At 52.2% G+C, this 18,080-nt stretch carries 10 protein-coding genes; 9 read left to right on the forward strand and 1 reads right to left on the reverse strand.

The annotated features are described in order from the left end of the window. Nucleotides 1-57 precede the first annotated feature (57 nt). From ACYVAD_RS09355 to ACYVAD_RS09385, 7 genes are all read left to right on the forward strand, one after another. On the forward strand, nt 58-735 hold the full coding sequence (locus ACYVAD_RS09355) for a (2Fe-2S)-binding protein (RefSeq protein ID WP_164043906.1): 678 nt from the start codon (nt 58-60) through the stop codon (nt 733-735). Continuing rightward, nucleotides 732-1,751, forward strand: a complete 1,020-nt coding sequence (locus tag ACYVAD_RS09360) for an FAD binding domain-containing protein (protein ID WP_164043907.1) — start codon at nt 732-734, stop codon at nt 1,749-1,751. The genes ACYVAD_RS09355 and ACYVAD_RS09360 overlap by 4 nt, the downstream gene beginning before the upstream one ends. Nucleotides 1,752-1,753: 2 nt before the next feature. After that, nucleotides 1,754-3,991 (forward strand): xanthine dehydrogenase family protein molybdopterin-binding subunit, encoded by a 2,238-nt coding sequence (locus tag ACYVAD_RS09365; protein ID WP_164043908.1) that lies wholly within the window; start codon nt 1,754-1,756, stop codon nt 3,989-3,991. A 170-nt stretch (nt 3,992-4,161) separates the two neighbouring features. Continuing rightward, nucleotides 4,162-4,890, forward strand: a complete 729-nt coding sequence (locus ACYVAD_RS09370) for a hypothetical protein (protein ID WP_461139231.1) — start codon at nt 4,162-4,164, stop codon at nt 4,888-4,890. Between the two features lie 94 nt (nt 4,891-4,984). Continuing rightward, on the forward strand, nt 4,985-5,560 hold the full coding sequence (locus ACYVAD_RS09375; protein ID WP_164043910.1) for a sugar O-acetyltransferase: 576 nt from the start codon (nt 4,985-4,987) through the stop codon (nt 5,558-5,560). Between the two features lie 30 nt (nt 5,561-5,590). Continuing rightward, nucleotides 5,591-6,127, forward strand: coding sequence for a (R)-mandelonitrile lyase (locus ACYVAD_RS09380; RefSeq protein ID WP_164043911.1), 537 nt, complete (start codon nt 5,591-5,593; stop codon nt 6,125-6,127). 186 nt (nt 6,128-6,313) lie between these two features. Next, on the forward strand, nt 6,314-7,114 hold the full coding sequence (locus ACYVAD_RS09385; protein ID WP_164043912.1) for a carboxymuconolactone decarboxylase family protein: 801 nt from the start codon (nt 6,314-6,316) through the stop codon (nt 7,112-7,114). A gap of 404 nt (nt 7,115-7,518) precedes the next feature. Here the strand turns inward: ACYVAD_RS09385 and ACYVAD_RS09390 are convergent, their stop codons facing one another. Further along, nucleotides 7,519-14,139, reverse strand: coding sequence for a putative Ig domain-containing protein (locus tag ACYVAD_RS09390; RefSeq protein WP_461139232.1), 6,621 nt, complete (start codon nt 14,137-14,139; stop codon nt 7,519-7,521). Between the two features lie 1,804 nt (nt 14,140-15,943). Between ACYVAD_RS09390 and ACYVAD_RS09395 the strand changes: the two genes are divergently transcribed. Both ACYVAD_RS09395 and ACYVAD_RS09400 read left to right on the forward strand, forming a co-directional pair. Continuing rightward, nucleotides 15,944-16,888, forward strand: a complete 945-nt coding sequence (locus tag ACYVAD_RS09395; RefSeq protein ID WP_461139233.1) for a ParA family protein — start codon at nt 15,944-15,946, stop codon at nt 16,886-16,888. A 1-nt stretch (nt 16,889) separates the two neighbouring features. Beyond that, the gene (locus ACYVAD_RS09400) at nt 16,890-17,738 is read left to right on the forward strand and encodes a ParB N-terminal domain-containing protein (RefSeq protein ID WP_461139234.1); all 849 of its coding nucleotides are present in this window, start codon (nt 16,890-16,892) and stop codon (nt 17,736-17,738) included. Nucleotides 17,739-18,080: the final 342 nt, after the last annotated feature.

Raw genomic sequence — 18,080 nt, forward strand, 5'->3', positions numbered from 1 at the left:
CCCAATGGGTACCCAGAGCAGAAACTAGTAATCTCCTAACCTTAAAAATAAAGCTATATGGATGAGATTAAAAACATAGAAGACGAGTCAACTAACTCAGCATCATCCAGGCGGATTTTCCTGAAGCAATCGTCTGCGCTGGCCGCGCTAGTTATGACTCCGCCAGCCGCCATGGCTGCGGTCAACAATGGACTAAATGAAAAAGTAGCCACTGCGTTTGAGCAGATGCCACTTCATGTCAATATCAACGGGACGATTCGGCAGCTATCCATTGAGCCACGCGTCACGCTGCTCGATCTGTTGCGCGAGCAACTCCACCTGACTGGCACCAAGAAAGGGTGTGACCACGGCCAATGCGGAGCCTGCACGGTTCATGTTGATGGTGCGCGGGTCAACGCCTGCCTGACCCTGGCCATGACCACTGAAGGTTGCCAGGTAACGACAATTGAAGGCCTGACGGACGGAGATCGGAATCGCTCCGGCGAACCGGCCGCATCACCCGCGACAGCCCGATTACACCCCATGCAGGAAGCCTTTATCAAGCATGATGGTTTCCAGTGCGGGTACTGCACCCCCGGTCAGATCATGTCGGCGGTGGCCTGCATCCGCGAAGGGCACGCCAACAGTCCCGACGAGATCCGCGAATACATGAGTGGCAACATCTGCCGCTGCGGGGCCTATGCCAACATTGTCGATGCGATCATGGACGTAAAAAAAGGAGGAGCCAAGGTATGAATCCGTTTCAGTTTACGCGGGTTACGACCCCTAAAGCCGCCATTACTGCAATCACGAAAGAAAGTGGCACCTACTTTCTGGCGGGCGGCACCAATCTCATCGACTTGATAAAGCGCGAGGTTATCAAGCCCGAACGCTTGGTCGACATTAATAAGCTGCCGCTGGCCACGATTGAAAAAACAGCCACCGGTCTGCGGATTGGGGCCATGGCCAAAAATTCGGCCGTGGCTGACAACGAACTAGTGAGGAAGCATTTTCCGCTGCTGTCGATGGCCCTGAATGCAGGTGCTTCGGCCCAGCTTCGAAATATGGCCACGGTTGGCGGCAATATGATGCAGCGCACCCGCTGCGCGTATTTCTACGATACGTCGATGCCCTGCAACAAGCGTAGCTCCGTACAGGCAGGTCCCGACAAAGGACAGGCCAATGGGCCAGCGGGTTGCGGAGCCATTGGCGGTCACAATCGAATGCACGCCATTTTTGGCACCAGTAATAAGTGCATTGCCGTTCACCCCAGCGATATGTGTATTGCGCTCGTGGCACTGGATGCAACGGTGAATGTGTCGGGTCCCAAGGGCGACCGTAAAATTCCGTTCAGCGAGTTCCACCGGCTACCTGGCGAGCTACCGCAGAAAGATAATACCCTGCAGCCTGGTGAACTGATTATGTCGGTTGATCTACCGACGAACCAGTTTGCGGAGCATTCGCACTACCTGAAAGTGAGGGATAGAGCTTCGTATGCCTTCGCGCTGATATCGGTGGGTGTCGGACTTGACATGAAAGGCAAGACGATTCTAAACGCTCGGCTAGCGATGGGTGGGGTTGCCCACAAACCCTGGCGACTGACGGCGGCTGAGGAATTCCTTAAAGGAAAAGCCGCTACCGAAGCCAACTTTAAACAGGCCGCCACGCTGGCCATGCAAGGGGCGAAAGGCTACGGCGAGAATGATTTCAAACTCACGCTGGCCCCGAACTCGATTGTTGACGCGCTGAAAACCGCCACTAAAACCGCCTGATCATGACAAATAACACAAAAAATCCTCCGATTGATCGAATCGACGGGCGGATGAAAGTGACTGGTGGGGCCAAGTACTTCGCCGATTTTGAGTTACCAAATACATCCTATTGCGTCATCGTCGGCAGCGAAATTGCGAAAGGAGCTATCACTAGTCTGGATACCAAAAAAGCGCAGGGTGCACCCGGCGTACTGGGTGTGTTTACGCACCAGAATATGCCGCCCATTCCGGGCTGGGACGCCCCCGTGGGTGGTGAAGCGGACGGGCCAGCACCCAAGCCGAAAACGGAGGAGACCTATAGGATTCTAAGCAGTCCCAAAATCCTGTTCGATGGTCAGCCTATCGCTATCGTAGTGGCCGATACCTACGAACGGGCCATCTATGCGGCTTCCCTCGTCAAAGCGACGTATACCAAACAAGCAGCCCGCACTGATCTGCAAAAACATGTGTCGGAAGGCGTTGCGCCAAGGGGAGCCGATGGAGGCAACTACCTGCGGGGAACAGCCGACGGTTACAAAACCGCTCCGGTTACCCTCGAAGCCAACTACACGATTCCAGTGGAAGTGCACAACCCCATGGAACTGCATGGTATACTAGCTCACTGGACGGGCGACAAGCAGCTACTGATCTATGCCAAAACACAAGGTGTGAATGCTACGCAAAATGCGATGGCGCAAGCCTTTAAAATCGACCCCAAGAACATCCATGTGCATACGGAGTTCATGGGTGGCGGCTTTGGTATGGGGCTGCGTACCTGGCCACAGGAAACGGCGGTGGTAGCCATTGCCCGAAAAATTGGGCGACCGCTGAAACTGGTGATGAACCGGAGTCAGATGTTTACGCTGGTGGGTCACCGGCCCACTACGGTGCAGACGATCAACATGGGGGCCGATCAGGACGGGAAACTGATCGGGATTGCCCACGCAGCTACCGCCGAAACGGCCAGATACGAGGATTTTACCGAAGCGACCGTCAACATGACCAAGTTCATGTATGCCTGCCCCAACGTAAGTACCCGATACCGCATCGTGCGGCTTGACCGGAGCGTACCGATCTGGATGCGGGGCCCCGGTGAAGCCACGGGTGCGTTTGCGCTGGAGTCAGCCATGGACGAAATGGCCCACAAACTGAACCTCGACCCGATAGAATTTCGCCTGCGCAATTACAGCGAGACTGATCCGGAACGAAACCGACCCTATTCGAGCAAAAACCTAAAAGAAGCGTATCAGCGTGGAGCCGACGCCATTGGCTGGAAAGAGCGGAAGAACCAGCCGGGCAGCACCCGTGATGGTGACTGGCTGATTGGCTATGGCATGAGTACCGGCGTATTTAGCGCCTTCCGCTGGGAGGCCAGCGCCCGTGCCTTACTAAAGGCGGATGGATCACTAACGATTCAAAGTGCCGTGACCGACATCGGGCCGGGCACCGGAACGGCTCTGACGATGATCGCGCACAACGTACTGGGCGTACCTATGAACCGCATCAAGATTGAGTACGGAGATACGTCGCTTCCCAAGGCGCCCACACAGGGCGGATCAGCCATTGTCTCCGCCGTGGGGTCGGCGGTTTTTGATGCCTGTACAGGCATCAAAAACGAACTGATGGAGCTAGCCCTTAAGGCGGGTGCTCCCCTGGCGGGGCGGCAGGCCGACGAACTGACGCTGGCCGATGGCGTGCTGTCGGTTTCAACCGATTCGGGAAAGAAAGTTTCCGTCAGCGACCTGATGCAGGCCAATAAGCTGACCGTGATCGACAAAACGAAAGATTCGAAGGGAAGTCCGGAACAAGAGAAATATTCGATGTATTCGTTTTCGGTGCATTTCGTACAGGTACGGGTCAATCCGCTGACGGGTGTGGTGCGGGTGAGTAAGGCAGTAAGCGTAGCTGATTCGGGTCGTATCGTGAGCCCCAAAACGGCGGCCAGTCAGATGATCGGGGGCGTGGCCGGTGGCATCGGTATGGCCCTGACCGAAGAAGCGGTCATTGACCACCGATTCGGTCGTTTCGTCAATAACAACCTGGCTGATTATCACGTAGCGGTTCACGCCGACGTACCCGCCATTGAAACGATCATGATCGACAAGCCCGACCCGATTATCAATCCGATGGGTGCCAAAGGGATGGGTGAAATTGCCCTGATCGGATTTGCCGGAGCCGTGGCCAACGCGGTTTTCAACGCCACCGGTCAGCGTGTCCGTGACCTGCCTATCACCCCTGATAAGCTACTGCGTACGGTTTAACTGCGTAAGAGCGGGAATTATTTACCCGCTCTTACGATATGATTAAATGCCATTGTGGCACCAAGTGCAGTTGTTAACCAGGCTGTTTTTATGAACGATGATGTAACGAGTCTATCCCACCGTATTTGACCTAATCATAGTCCCTGCCCGAATTGCTAATAAAGCGCGTTTTGTCTGTTTTACTGTTCAGTCTTACTCCTTATCTCGTTTTTTCTCAACAAACAGATAGTTTGCTGCGGCAGAAAGGCTTAACGGGCGCTATTGCCGTCACCAACAATGGCGTTTCGCTGATTCCAACCTTCACCCTGGGCAAACCGGCTGTATTCTTCGATGTAGCGATGCGAAAAAACCGCTTGAGCTTCGAACCTCAATTGACCTTTGCGCTGAAAGATGCCAAACCCTGGTATTTTATCTTTTGGGTACGCTATAAGCTTCTGGAAACCAAAAAGTTTCGACTGGGGACAGGGTTGCATCCATCAGTAGTTTTTGTAAATAGCCCACTGTTGCCCACCGGCACACCTGCCACTGATAATCTGACTGCGGTTCGCTATTTTGCGGGCGAACTAGCCCCCGTTTACCGTATTACCAGCAAAGTCAGCGTAGGTATGTATTACTTATACTCACACGGTCTTTCGGGCGGGTCCAAAAACACCCATTTTGTATCGCTTACTGGAAATGGTTTAACCAATCCTTTTTTTGGTTCGGTTTATATGAGGGTAGCCCCTCAACTGTATTTGGTAACAATAGATGGACGGCAGGGTTACTATGCGACCGCTACGTTTACCCTGACAAAGCCCTCCTTTCCCATTGCTTTTTCCTCAATCATCAACCAAAAGATTCAGTCGGATATACCAAGCGATGATTTTGTCTGGAATGTCAGCCTTGCTTATTCCTACTGAACAATACCGGGTCGATTCGTTTAACTGGGTACAAAAGAAGACACAATGTCGATATAAATTTTTGCTGATTAACACCGACGTAACAAGAATAAACATGAGTCATTCAACTGAAACCAGCAATATTTTCCAGCGGATGCGAGCGGGTGAACCGCTCCGAAAAGATGATCCTGACTATGCTCAGTTTTCAGCGGTCGTGGCGCGTACCATACGACTATGTGTCCAGATGAACGCCACGGCCACCGAGCTGGACCAGGTCCGCAGCCGATTGAGTGACATCATTGGCACCGGGATCGACGAGTCGACCACGATTTTCCCTCCGTTTTACACCAACTTTGGCCAGTTTATTCATTTGGGTAAAAACGTCTTTATCAACCACAACTGTTCGTTTCTGGATATTGGTGGCATCACGATAGAAGACGACGTGCAGATTGGCCCCAGCGTCAAGCTTACGTCTGAAAATCACCCGTTAGACCCCACTGACCGCAAAACAGTCATTCTCCAGCCCATTCTGATCAAACGGAATGCCTGGATTGGTGCAGGAGCTACTATTTTACCGGGCGTTACGGTTGGCGAAAACGCCATCGTGGCAGCGGGTGCGGTTGTAAGCCGGGACGTACCACCCAATACGGTGGTTGCTGGGATACCGGCAAAAGTGGTGAAGACACTGTAGTTGAAGCAACAGAAAACTAGCCAAATGATTATGGAAAATTCAAGCCACTACAGGACAGCCCACTTTTCAGGCTATTTCGTAGTAACCCCGCAATTAATAAACATAGCCCGCACGAGTATACTGCTGTTGGTCGTCCTGATTGCAATTACTCCTCTAGCCATAGGACAAAGAAGTAATGTCATTACGGGTTCGCAGGCAGCGAAGCGAGGCCCCGCCGACACGTTTACGGGAACTGTTTGGGTAACGAGCCTTGTCCCCAATGACTCGATCTTTACGACTATTTCCGGCAGTGTCGCTTTTGAGAAGGGTGCGCGCTCGAACTGGCATTCTCATCCGACCGGGCAGATCCTCATTGTTACGGATGGGATCGGTTATCATCAGATCAAAGGGGAGCCCAGGCAACTGATTCACAAAGGTGATGTGGTTAAATGTCCACCCAATGTGGTTCACTGGCACGGAGCCAGCCCTGGTAGTAAGATGACTCACCTGTATATTATTCCGAATACGGAGAAAGGCATTGTCACGTGGCTTCAGCCCGTTACGGATGCGGAGTATAGCCAAAAATAAGTTGACTAGCAATGGTCGTTCGATCTGTCCAGACTATCATTGTTCGATAAATTTACATAGCTCGAACCTCGGCCCTTATTCATCTGCTGGTAGCTGTTCTGGTTGCTTAACATGTTCAGAATCAGTCTTCGTAAGAGCCATCCATCAGGCAACTCAAGACGACTAAAAGTTAGCTACCCTACTGTTATGCGCGATCATAAAGTCACCTCAACCTCTGGGAACTTAACGGGTTTACTCACTCAGGTATTGATTCTATTCATTTTATTTGTCAGTATAAGTTATCCTATGCACGCGCAGACCAAGTCTACTGAATCTTTAGATGCCAAACAGCAGTCTATCGTAACAATTTCGGCGCTAACTACTATGGGCGACATTCCGAAGCTCAAACAAGCGCTGAACGCCGGGCTTGACGTAGGCCTGACAATCAATGAAATCAAGGAAGAGCTCGTTCAACTCTATGCCTACTGTGGCTTTCCCCGCAGTCTGAATGGCATTAATGCGTTGATGGCCGTTGTTGACCATCGGAAAGCTATGGGTAAAAACGACTCCCTTGGTAAAGACGCTACACCGATTGACCAGAAGGCCGATAAATACACCGTTGGCAAGAAAACCCTGGAAGTGCTGATGGGTAAACCGGACATCACGGCCGAGATGGGTGCCAATGCCTTTGCGCCGGTCATCGATACCTTTCTAAAAGAACACCTGTTTGCCGACATCTTCAGTCGCGATGTGCTAACGTATCGTCAGCGGGAACTGGTCACCATTTCGAGTCTTGCTAGCATGGTCGGTGTTGAGTCCCAGTTGCAGTTTCATATGGGAGCAGGCCTACAGGTAGGCCTCAACGAAGCGCAACTCAAGGGACTGATTTCGCTGATTGAAACTAGCGTCGGTAAACAACAAGCTGATACCGCTCAGCAGGTCCTGGCCAAGGTTCTAGACGCGCGAGAGCCTACTAAGAAACATTTCGAGTTACTTGACAGAAACTGATATGGGCTCTTCGAGAATCATTGCCGTACTGGAAAGCTAAATCGAAAGCTACAATGCAAGTCCAATCGACTGGTAAATCGTCGTGTTTAAGACTTGTGTTATGAATTTAACAGGGATTAAGCCCCCCTCCCTCGCTCAAAATCGTTCAATTAACGGTCAATACTTCGAGTTTCTGGACTCGCTTACGCTTTGTAAAACAAGCAGTTGGCTTTGTTTTGACCACCTAACCCGGCAATCGTTCAGAAAAACGTCGAAATGGCAATAAATACTATGCTCGACAACGATCTAGATCCGTCAAGTGTGGCTTTTTTATCCGTGAATGTTACAGCCACCCCACCAACATAAAGGGACCCCCCGTGGAGGATCCCCTTATTACCAAATAACAAGATTGACACAACGACCCCTTAACGCTTGATCACCTTGAGGCTCTGCTGCTGACCAGGAATGCTCACCTGCAGCACATACACGCCACCAGCGCCGGGTAACCGGAACGCAAGCCGCTCGACGGCTTCAGCACTTGGGCGCAACAAGGGCTCGGCCGCCGGGTAGCCCCGCTCGTCCAGCACCCGCGCCGTCAGCGGCTGACCCTGCGCCCCCCGCACCTCCACCATCAGCTCGTCGCCCTCAACGGGGTTACCCAGCACCCGAACCTGCATGGTCGACTCGGCCAATACACCAACCCGCCCCTGGCTCGAGCCGCAGGCACTGAGCCAGTTGTAGCTGAACGTATTGCTTACCCCGCCTTGCTGGGCCACCAGGGTGATCATCGGATTATCGCTGTACAAGCGTAAGGTATAGGGACCGGGTGCCGTGGTGGCCGCCAGCTCGTTCGTTACCGAGAAGGTAACGGGTTGGCCGCTCAGGCCCGTATACTGGGGCACGAACGTCACCTGCCGCTGCCCTCGGGCCGCATCCACCACCACGCACGACACCGTCGTCACCCCGCTGATGGCAAAACCCGCTGGCGGACTCACCGTGCCGCCTGTGACCGTCAGCTGAAAGCTGGTGCTGGCCGACAGACCGCCTGGATCAGTGGCCGTTACCTGTACCGTGCTCACGCCCGTCGCCGTGGCTACCCCACTGATGGTGGCCGGAGCCGTAAAGACCAGTCCCGCGGGTAGACCCGCCACGCTCAGCGTCAGCTGAGTCGGCGTCTGGGCATCCGAGAAGGTGCCGGCTGGGATAACGTAGCTGAAGGGCTGACCCACACTGGCCGTCTGAGCCGGGATCACACCCACCACCGTTGGCGGGGTGTTGGTCGGTGGTTCCACTGAGCCTCCACACGCTGAGAGCCAGTTGTAGCTGAAGGTGCTACTGACCCCACCCTGCTGGGCCACCAGGGTAATGACCGGGTTGTCACTGTACAAGCGCAGCGTATAAGGACCAGCCGCCGTGGTAGCCGCCAACTCGTTTGGCACCGAGAAGGTGACAGGTTGACCGTTGAGACCCGTGTACTGGGGTACGAACGTAATTTGTCGCTGACCCCGGGCCGCATCCACCACCACGCACGACACCGTCGTCACCCCGCTGATGGCAAAACCCGCTGGCGGACTCACCGTACCGCCTGTGACCGTTAGCTGGAAGCTGGTGCTGGCCGACAAGCCCCCTGGATCAGTGGCCGTTACCTGTACCGTGCTCACGCCCGTCGCCGTGGCCACCCCACTGATGGTGGCCGGAGCCGTAAAGACCAGTCCCGCGGGTAGACCCGCCACGCTCAGCACCAGCTGAGTTGGCGTCTGGGCATCCGAGAAGGTGCCGGCTGGGATAACGTAGCTGAAGGGCTGACCCACACTGGCCGTCTGAGCCGGGATCACACCCACCACCGTTGGCGGGGTGTTGGTCGGTGGTTCCACTGAGCCTCCACACGCTGAGAGCCAGTTGTAGCTGAAGGTGCTACTGACCCCACCCTGCTGGGCCACCAACGTGATCACCGGATTGTCACTGTATAAGCGTAGCGTGTAGGGACCAGCCGCCGTGGTGGCCGCCAACTCGTTCGTTATTGAGAAGGTGACGGGCTGACCGTTAAGTCCACTGTACTGGGGCACGAACGTCACCTGCCGCTGACCCCGGGCCGCGTCTACTACCACGCACGAGACTGTCGTCACCCCGCTAATGGCGAAGTTGCAGGCAGCGGCCGTGACCGTGATTGAAGCCACGGCGAAGCAGCCGTTGACCGCGGTAGCGGTCACCGAGTACACACCGGCCGTGGTGACAGTAGCCGTATTACCGCCGTTAACTTGGATAGCCCCCTGGCTGAAGCGGTAGGTAGCACCCGGGGTGGTACTCGACGCGATCAGCGTTGTCGTGCCACCACTGCAGGCCAAAGGCCCACTGCTGGTCAGACTGACCGTGGGCACGCTCTGATCACCCACCACCGTCGTGGAAGCAATTGAAGAACAGCCATTGGCGCCCACCACCGTTACCGAGTAGACACCCGCCGTGCTCACACTGGCCGTTGGACCACTGCCCATCGGGGTAGCCCCTTGGCTAAACTGATACGTGCCCACGCCCGAGGCTGTCAAGGTCACGCTGGTCTTGGTGCAGGAGAGGGGACCGTCGTTGGTCAGACCCGCCATCGGTAGACTCTGATCGCCTACCACTGTGGTCGAAGCCACACTGCTGCAGCCGTTAGCACCCACTACTGTTACACTATACACACCCGCCGTGCTCACACTCGCCGTTGGGCCGCCATTGATTGGCGTGGCCCCACCGCTGAATTGATACGTACCAGTACCCGAGGCTGTCAAAAGAGCTGTCGTTTTATTGCAAGACAAGGGACCGTCGTTGGTCAGGCCCGCTACCGGCACACTTTGATCGCCCACCACCGTGGTTGAAGCAATCGAAGAGCAGCCGTTGGCGCCCACCACCGTCACACTGTACACGCCCGCCGTGCTCACACTCGCCGTTGGGCCACCGTTGATCGGGGTAGCTCCACTGCTGAACTGATACGTACCCACGCCCGACGCGGTCAAGGTCACGCTGGTCTTGGTGCAGGACAAGGGTCCGTCATTGGTCAGCCCTGCCACTGGCACACTTTGATCACCCACCACCGTGGTTGAAGCAATAGAGGAGCAGCCGTTGCTGCCCACCACAGTCACACTGTAGATACCCGCTGTGGTGACCGTTGCTGTTGGGCCACCATTGATGGGGGTAGCGCCCGCGCTGAACTGGTAGGTACCTGCGCCCGAGGCTGTCAAGAGAACACTCGTCTTAGTACAAGAGAGAGGACCGTCGTTGGTCAGCCCTGCAACCGGCACGCTCTGATCGCCCACCACTGTGGTGGAGGCTACACTGCTGCAACCGTTCGAGCCGATCACCGTTACTGAGTACACACCCGCCGATGTGACCGTCGCCGTGGGTCCGCCATTCACCGGCGTAGCCCCTGCACTGAACTGATAGGCGCCCACGCCCGAAGCGGTAAGGGTCACGCTGGTCTTGGTACAGGAGAGGGGCCCGTCGTTGGTCAACCCCGCCACCGGCACACTCTGATCACCTACTACTGTGGTTGAAGCGATCGAGGAACAACCGTTGGCGCCCACCACCGTCACACTGTACACACCAGCGGTGGTGACCGTAGCCGTCGGACCGCCGTTCACCGGGGTCGCCCCTGAGCTGAACTGATACGTACCCACTCCCGAGGCTGTCAACGTGACACTAGTCTTGGCGCAGGACAAAGGGCCGTCGTTAGTCAGCCCTGCCACTGGCACACTTTGATCACCCACCACCGTGGTGCTGGCAATAGAGGAGCAGCCGTTGCTACCCACTACTGTTACTGAGTACACACCGGCCGAGGTGACCGTCGCCGTGGGTCCGCCGTTCACCGGAGTCGCCCCCGCACTGAAGCGGTAGGTACCGTTGCCGGTGGCCGTCAAGGTGACGCTGGTCTTGGTGCAGGACAGCGGCCCGTCGTTGGTCAGCCCCGCCACCGGCAGACTCTGATCACCAACTACTGTCGTGCTGGCAATACTGGAACAACCGTTAGCGCCTACCACAGTAACCGAGTATACACCCGCCGTGGTGACCGTGGCTGTGGGGCCACCGTTCACCGGGGTGGCGCCCGTACTGAACTGGTACGTGCCACTGCCACTAGCCGTCAAGGTCACGCTAGTCTTGGTGCAGGAGAGCGGACCATCGTTAGTCAAACCTGCCACCGGCACGCTCTGATCACCTGTCACTTGGGTACTGGCGGTTGCTGTACACCCATTGGTACCGATTACGGTTACCGAGTAGACACCAGCGCTGGTTACTGTAGCAGTTGGAGCACTTCCTACTTGGGTAGCGCCCGTACTGAACTGATAAGAGACTCCGCCACTAGCCGTCAGCGTCACACTGGAACCACCACAGATGAGTGGCCCATTGTTAAGTAGACCCGCCACTGGGGGGGCATTTACGGTTACACTAGCGTCGGCACTGGCCCGGCCATTTTGGGATACCACTAAATTAATATTCGCAGAACCTGACCCATTCGCATTCACGGTCTGGCTGAAAGGACCGCTGGATACACCGCTCAGTACAGTATTACCGACTGTCAGCGTGTAATTATAGGCAGCCGATACCTGGCCAATACTGGCCGTCACTGTAATTGGGCTACCCAGGCAGACGGTAGCCGGGCTTGCTCCCAATCCGGAAATGGTCGGTGCTGTGATGGTCAGTGCGTAGGTCCGCGTACCACTAAAATTTTGAGCGTCGGTAGCTTGAATGGTGAAATTAAAGATACCGCTCCCCCCCGTGGGCGTTCCCGAAAGGGTACCGTTTGAGGCTAAAGTCATACCTGTTGGTAGAGCACCTGCTGTCACCGCATACGTATAAGGACTCGTGCCTCCTGAGGCTGTCAGGGTTTGGGTGTAGGCTGAGCCCACCGCTCCGTTTGGCAGACTGGCAGGAGTCAGTGTGATCGTTGGCGCAGCAATCGTCAGCGTGTAGACGCGCGTTGCCGAATAGGGTCCCGAGCCCGTTGAGGAGTCCTGCGCCCTCACCGTAAAGGTGAAGGTACCACTGACCGTGGGGGTACCCGAGAGGACACCGTTGGCGGCCAGTGTCATGCCTGCTGGCAGGGCACCCGCTGTCACCGCATAGGTGTAGGGCGAAGTCCCCCCCGAGGCCGTAATGTTCAGGCTATAGGCCGTGCCCGCCGTGCCATTTGGCAGCGAAGCGGGCGATACGGTGATCGTTGGCGCAGCAATAGCCAATGAATAAGCTCGCGTACTGATGAAGCCGCCTACGTCGATCGCTCGAACGGTAAAGTTGAACGTTCCCCCCGCCGTGGGCGTACCCGACAGAGTCCCGCTAGAAGTCAGTGTCATACCCGCAGGCAGGGCACCCGCTGTCACCGCATAGGTGTAGGGTGCAGTGCCTCCTGAGGCAGTGAACGTCTGGGCGTAAGCCAATCCTACAGTACCGCCGGGCAGGGTGGTCGGTGCGATCGTGATGGTAGGAGCGCTGGTCGTGAAAGTTACAACAGGGGAACCGTAGCTCGTACCGGCACTGTTGGTGGCATACGCTCGTACATAATACGTAGTGCCCGGCGATAGACCAGTTATCGTAGCCGAGAAGGTACCGGTACCTGATCCGTTGACTGCCTGCGTCACCCCACTACCGCCGATGGTAGGATTAGTGTTGGTGCTGCTGTAGACTACACCACGCCCAGTCACAGTGGCGCCCCCATCGGCCGTTACGTTGCCTCCAAGACTAGCACTGGTTGTCGTGATGGCACTAGCAGAGCTAGTGATTACGGTAGGGACTGCAGCTGTGGTTGGTACAGTCGCTGTTGCATACCATAAGCGCCGGGTGTTACTGGTCCCACAATTACCACTTGCCGTTGACAAATAGTCAAACAATACCATGATCCGACCGCCGGGTGAGAGAATAGCGGATGGGAAGGAGCCGAAACTCACACCCGTCTGGGGAGCAAAGGCCGATGCCGTTAACCAGTTTCCGGATCCACCAGGTTGGTAGGCAAACTGCAAACCACTTGAGTTATACCCAAATGACTTACTGCCATTACTGTTTATCCGGAAGGAGCCATCAATGATACTACCCGCTAGATTACCATTAATCTGCTGAGGTGTCGCAAAACTTCCTGATGCGTTATTTGTGTATTTAATCTGACCGGGATAGCCAGAAAAGACAATATGTACTTTATTGCCCGCATCAGTATCGATGCCTAATGTGGTGCCCTGGGTTTGGTCTTGAGCGCCTTCGGCTATGACCGTAGGAGCGACCCAACTCCCCGAGCTGTTGGTTGTATAGACCAGGCCTCCGTTTCGGCCCTGCCCATTGGTTTCCCGTTGAATGGCCAAGTGCGCTTTGCCTGCGCCATCAATAGCCATGTCAAAATTGTTGATCTCGTTACTAGCTGGTGAGCCACCCGATTGAGTAAAGGCTGTCTCACCAACCCAAGTCGCCCCCGTATAGCGGTAGTATCGAATACTATACGTACGTGGGTCGTTAGCATCAGAAGTTAGAAAGCCAATGTGCGGGTTATTTTGGGCGTCAACTTCGATAACAGGATCGTTGGTATTTTTGAACCCACTAGGATCGGAGAAGGTCTGAATCTCCGTGAACGTCCAGGACGTACCGTTTGTGCTTAACCCGTACCAGACCCCCCGGGTACTAGTAAGCCCATCACCCCGGGATCCCCGGAAAACGACGTGAAATCGATTCTGGGCATCGATAGCCATGTCTACGTCATCAGTGGCACTAGTAAAGTTGGGGATTGTAATTGGTGAATTGGTAGTCCCTGAAGGAGCAAATGTACTTAGGGTGGTCCAGCTGCTCCCATCCCAGCGAATGAGTTTGTAGGTGGCCTCTGCTCCTGCTCCCCTACGCCAGAATCCATAAATTCTGTTGTCGGCCGGACTGGTAGCCAGCGAGCTGAACGGCCAATCACAGCCCGTCCCGGCTTCAATTTGAGCGGAGGAAAAACTTGATATCTGGGAGAGTGCTGTCGTGGTTACCCAAAGGCTGATAAAGCAGCTGAGCAGCCATCGAAGCCAATTCCTCTTAGCAGTAGAGATGTGTTGCATAAATTAAGTCGAGTGAATTAGAAAAACGAGTGAAGGTTGACAAACTACGCCGTAGTAACAGCGTAGTTCCGTGCTATGAGTCAGATGCTACGGAACCCGCAGTAAATGATACGCTAACGAATGGCACCGGGAGAACAAGCCAGATACGAGACTCTCAATAATGAAGGCGTTGGTTATTGAGATTAGGTAGGTGGTAAGACAGAAAGTAGTTTTAATTCATACGTTTCAGGTAGATGATGGATAAAAAAAGGTTAAGCTGTACGAGTAGACTACCAAAATAGGTCTTCTACCAGAGAAAATATATCGCGACTATGGCCAATTGGTCAATCCCCTCTCAGCTGATCAGGCCAAGTGCTCCAACGTTTGTGTCCTCCTACTAGAAAAAAATAACCATTAAACTTTCTTTAGCTATAGCATGGGTACATGTAATAAGCATGTACCCATGCTATAGCTACTACCTGGAATTTCTTGTAAGTTGTGAACTACTGTTTATCCGTTGTCAACGGCCATAATCTGTAGGTGAAGGTCAGCTATTAGCCATTGGGTAATAACTTATTCATGCTGCTATCAAATTGACTATTTATCAAATTTAGTAACATTGGTCTATTTTTAGTACCCTATTACGTTATATATAGTATGTAATACAGCAAGAAGCCTCGATTTATTACCAGTCGATTGTAATCGGTCGTATCAACTATAGCAAACCAGCTATCCTCATGAGGAACTGGCTTACATAAACGTAGTTTCAGCACGATTGTACCATAAGGACAAACGTGTGGGTCTGATCAAGTCTATTGCTTTGTAGCAAACCCCTCCCTATGTTATACAGAGATTATAGATATAGTAGCCGGACCACGGCAACTACTTGATTCCGCGGAGTGTGTACTAAGCATCACGGGCGAATTGATCGCGGCCCAGTCGCCGCGGGACTGTCAGCGCCCCGGCAGATAGTTGATCTATTATCTAATAGCAGATTTGGTTCGTCGCCGTTACTCGGTTTATGCTTGCCAAATCTCCACGTATCACTTGAGCTAGCCCTTGATGAATACACTCGGACTAGGGTGTCTTCCCATCATTCAAACAGGCATAGGGCTTCCGTCCGATCTTAACTCAATTTTTTCTGAACTGAAGTAATCTTTATATGTCTTTTAGTAAACAACGGTACAATTAAACGTCTCTTCGATTGGGGCTACACTTATGGTTGACCCAGAAAATTTTGGCTTCACACTCGCAGCCGGTCAAGTACCTCAATAACTTTGATCGTTTTTTCCGATTTCCATTTCTCGGAGTATTTGGCCCGGTAGTATAATAGATCTTTTGTCATTTCAGCCTACTCCAGTACAAACCCGATAGAACGAGTATCCTCCAGTTGATCGCGCAGATCCACTTGGGCTTTGGCAAAGTCGTGGATCACCTGTTTATCCTCAACAGAACCATGACCGTTTACGATATTTACAAAATCATTGTCCGTCAATGACCTATGGCCTATCTTTTGAGTTAAACTGTTCCTGGCTTGATGGATAAGTGCTGATCTTCCGCCTAATCCAGTAGTGCGGGGGTCTTCTATTGAAGTTCAATGTACCGTTGAGCAGCATTCAAAATAACCGCATTTAATTCTATTAGAGCCATGTTCTCCTCGTCAATAGGGGATAATAATACACAATTACTTGCTCTAAGCGGGTTATCATACGAACGCGCGCTCAGATCTGTATCAACTACCTTTTACAAAAATCATCTTATTGTTTTGGATAATAATAGTTCTTTATAGATTTACAAAGGATAAATATTTATCCTATTTATTTATATGCTCACACACGACAAGTTGGTGAAATTCCTCAGGGCGAAACCTGCGCTAAATCTCTCTCAAATTGAGAAGGAGGCCAGTATACCTTCTAAAACGCTTCACAAAGCACTCACTAATCAGAAAGAAGTACCTGCTAAACACTTTTCTGCATTGGACGCAGCATTGAGACAGTATGGTTACTCAGAAAACTTGTTCGACAAGGCAACTGTGATTTCTGTTGTCAATCATAAGGGGGGTGTTGGTAAAACTACTACTACGATAAATGTTGGTAAGGCGCTCAGCGTACTAGGTAACAAAGTACTGTTGGTAGATATGGATTCGCAGGGTAATCTGTCACAATGCTTTGGTGTTCACGAGCCAACTGATCAAGTGATCGATTCTTTACTAGGTAGCTCCCCTCTACCAATGCTAGAGGTAGGTGAGCGGCTGTTTCTGACGCCATCCGATATTCGCATGGCTTATAAAGAATCAGAGTTAGCGAATGCAATAGGTGCGGACCGACGTCTAACGGTTAGACTCGAAGAGGCACGTTCACAGTTTGATTATATATTGATCGACTGTCCGCCCAGCCTGGGTATATGTACCACGTGTTCATTGGTTGCTTCTAATTGCAGTATAGTACCTATTCAGCCCGAAGCGTCAGCTTATCATGGTGTCGAGAGTTTATTTAACCGGATAGCCGAAGTAAGAACATATATCAACCCTTCCCTGACCGTTAAGGGTATTGTGTTCACAATGGTACACAAAAACCAAAGTGTCCATAAGAGTATGATGACTCACATTCGGGACACCTACCGCAACTTTCATATTTATGATGCGATCGTTGAAGTATCAACTGTTATAAAACAGTCTCAAGTGGCTAAAGAAGATTTATATGCCTATGCACCTAAATCAGCTTCGTGGCAGCAGTATTATCAATTAGCTACTGAAATCATGACCTTGTAAAATGGCAAAGAAAGACTTTATGACGCTGATGAAAGAAAAGACCGTCGATGTACGACCTTCCCTCCTATCAGCTGAGGAGAATATCAAAAATCAAATTGTTGTTCTAGAACAGCTTCGCGATCTAATTCCACCTTTAACAGCAGACGAACTTAACCAGTTAGAACAGAATGTTTTAAAACACGGGGTAAAAGATCCATTGACAATATGGGAAACGACGGCTGATGTAGCTGGCACAGGATCTGAGAGCACACCCGTCTATGTTCTTATTGACGGTCATAATCGTGAGCAAATCATTCGGAAACATCAACTCGACTTTCGTATCAACTTGGTTCGATTTGCTTCACTTGATGAAACCAAGGACTACATGATTGCCTACCAACTAGGTCGACGAAATCTAACGCCAGAACAGGCTTCTTACCTACGAGGATTACGCTACAATCAGCAGAAAACACAACGGGGTAGCAATCTACAGTCCGGTGTTGCACAGGTAAACGTGGCCGAAATCTTGGCGAGTGAATACGGTGTCAGCAGCCGTACAATCAAACGAGACGGCGAATTTGCTGCTAGTCTCGAACAAACTGACTCCGACACTAAGCGTAAAGTCTTAGCGGGTAAATTACCTAAATCAGTAATTCAGTCTAAAAATCATCCTGAATTGAAATTGTCAAACCATTCAGGTGGTGGGTTGACTAGTACTAATTCTATAGGCTTGTCTATAAAATCTGCAAAAAGAGCTACAGACTTAAAAACACAGATTCAAAAGCTTGCTAACGGTGATCTAGGTTTACAGGCGTGCTCTGAGCTTATCAAAAGCACAAATGAATTATTAGCACTGCTATCCACGAAGTGACAGCTTGTCACTTCTGATAGATAGATCCACCACTTAAAGCATGAACAACCTAGCTTAACGAGCGAAGTGACAAGCTGTCACTTCGCTCGTTTTTTCTTATGTTTTACGAACTTTAGTAGATTCTAGGCTAACCCAACTCCCAAGATTGACAACATTTCAGATGTATAGTCGAAGCCATCCTACAAATCACTGCGATTATAAAATATATCATATCTACATATAAAGTTATTTATTACGGTATTGATTGCCTATACCTACTTATACTATCCATATTTAATTTTTGACGACAGTTCTAGCTATGAAACACCTGTGTCAGGGATATAATATCTAATTGCGAGAAAT

Source organism: Spirosoma pomorum (genome assembly GCF_054776615.1).

Excerpts from the sequence above, each read along its gene's own strand:
- ACYVAD_RS09355 (WP_164043906.1), top strand. The coding sequence starts at position 58 with ATGGATGAGATTAAAAACATAGAAGACGAGTCAACTAACTCAGCATCA.
- ACYVAD_RS09360 (WP_164043907.1), top strand. The coding sequence starts at position 732 with ATGAATCCGTTTCAGTTTACGCGGGTTACGACCCCTAAAGCCGCCATT.
- ACYVAD_RS09365 (WP_164043908.1), top strand. The coding sequence starts at position 1,754 with ATGACAAATAACACAAAAAATCCTCCGATTGATCGAATCGACGGGCGG.
- ACYVAD_RS09375 (WP_164043910.1), top strand. The coding sequence starts at position 4,985 with ATGAGTCATTCAACTGAAACCAGCAATATTTTCCAGCGGATGCGAGCG.
- ACYVAD_RS09380 (WP_164043911.1), top strand. The coding sequence starts at position 5,591 with ATGGAAAATTCAAGCCACTACAGGACAGCCCACTTTTCAGGCTATTTC.
- ACYVAD_RS09385 (WP_164043912.1), top strand. The coding sequence starts at position 6,314 with ATGCGCGATCATAAAGTCACCTCAACCTCTGGGAACTTAACGGGTTTA.
- ACYVAD_RS09390 (WP_461139232.1), bottom strand. The coding sequence starts at position 14,139 with ATGCAACACATCTCTACTGCTAAGAGGAATTGGCTTCGATGGCTGCTC.
- ACYVAD_RS09395 (WP_461139233.1), top strand. The coding sequence starts at position 15,944 with ATGCTCACACACGACAAGTTGGTGAAATTCCTCAGGGCGAAACCTGCG.
- ACYVAD_RS09400 (WP_461139234.1), top strand. The coding sequence starts at position 16,890 with ATGGCAAAGAAAGACTTTATGACGCTGATGAAAGAAAAGACCGTCGAT.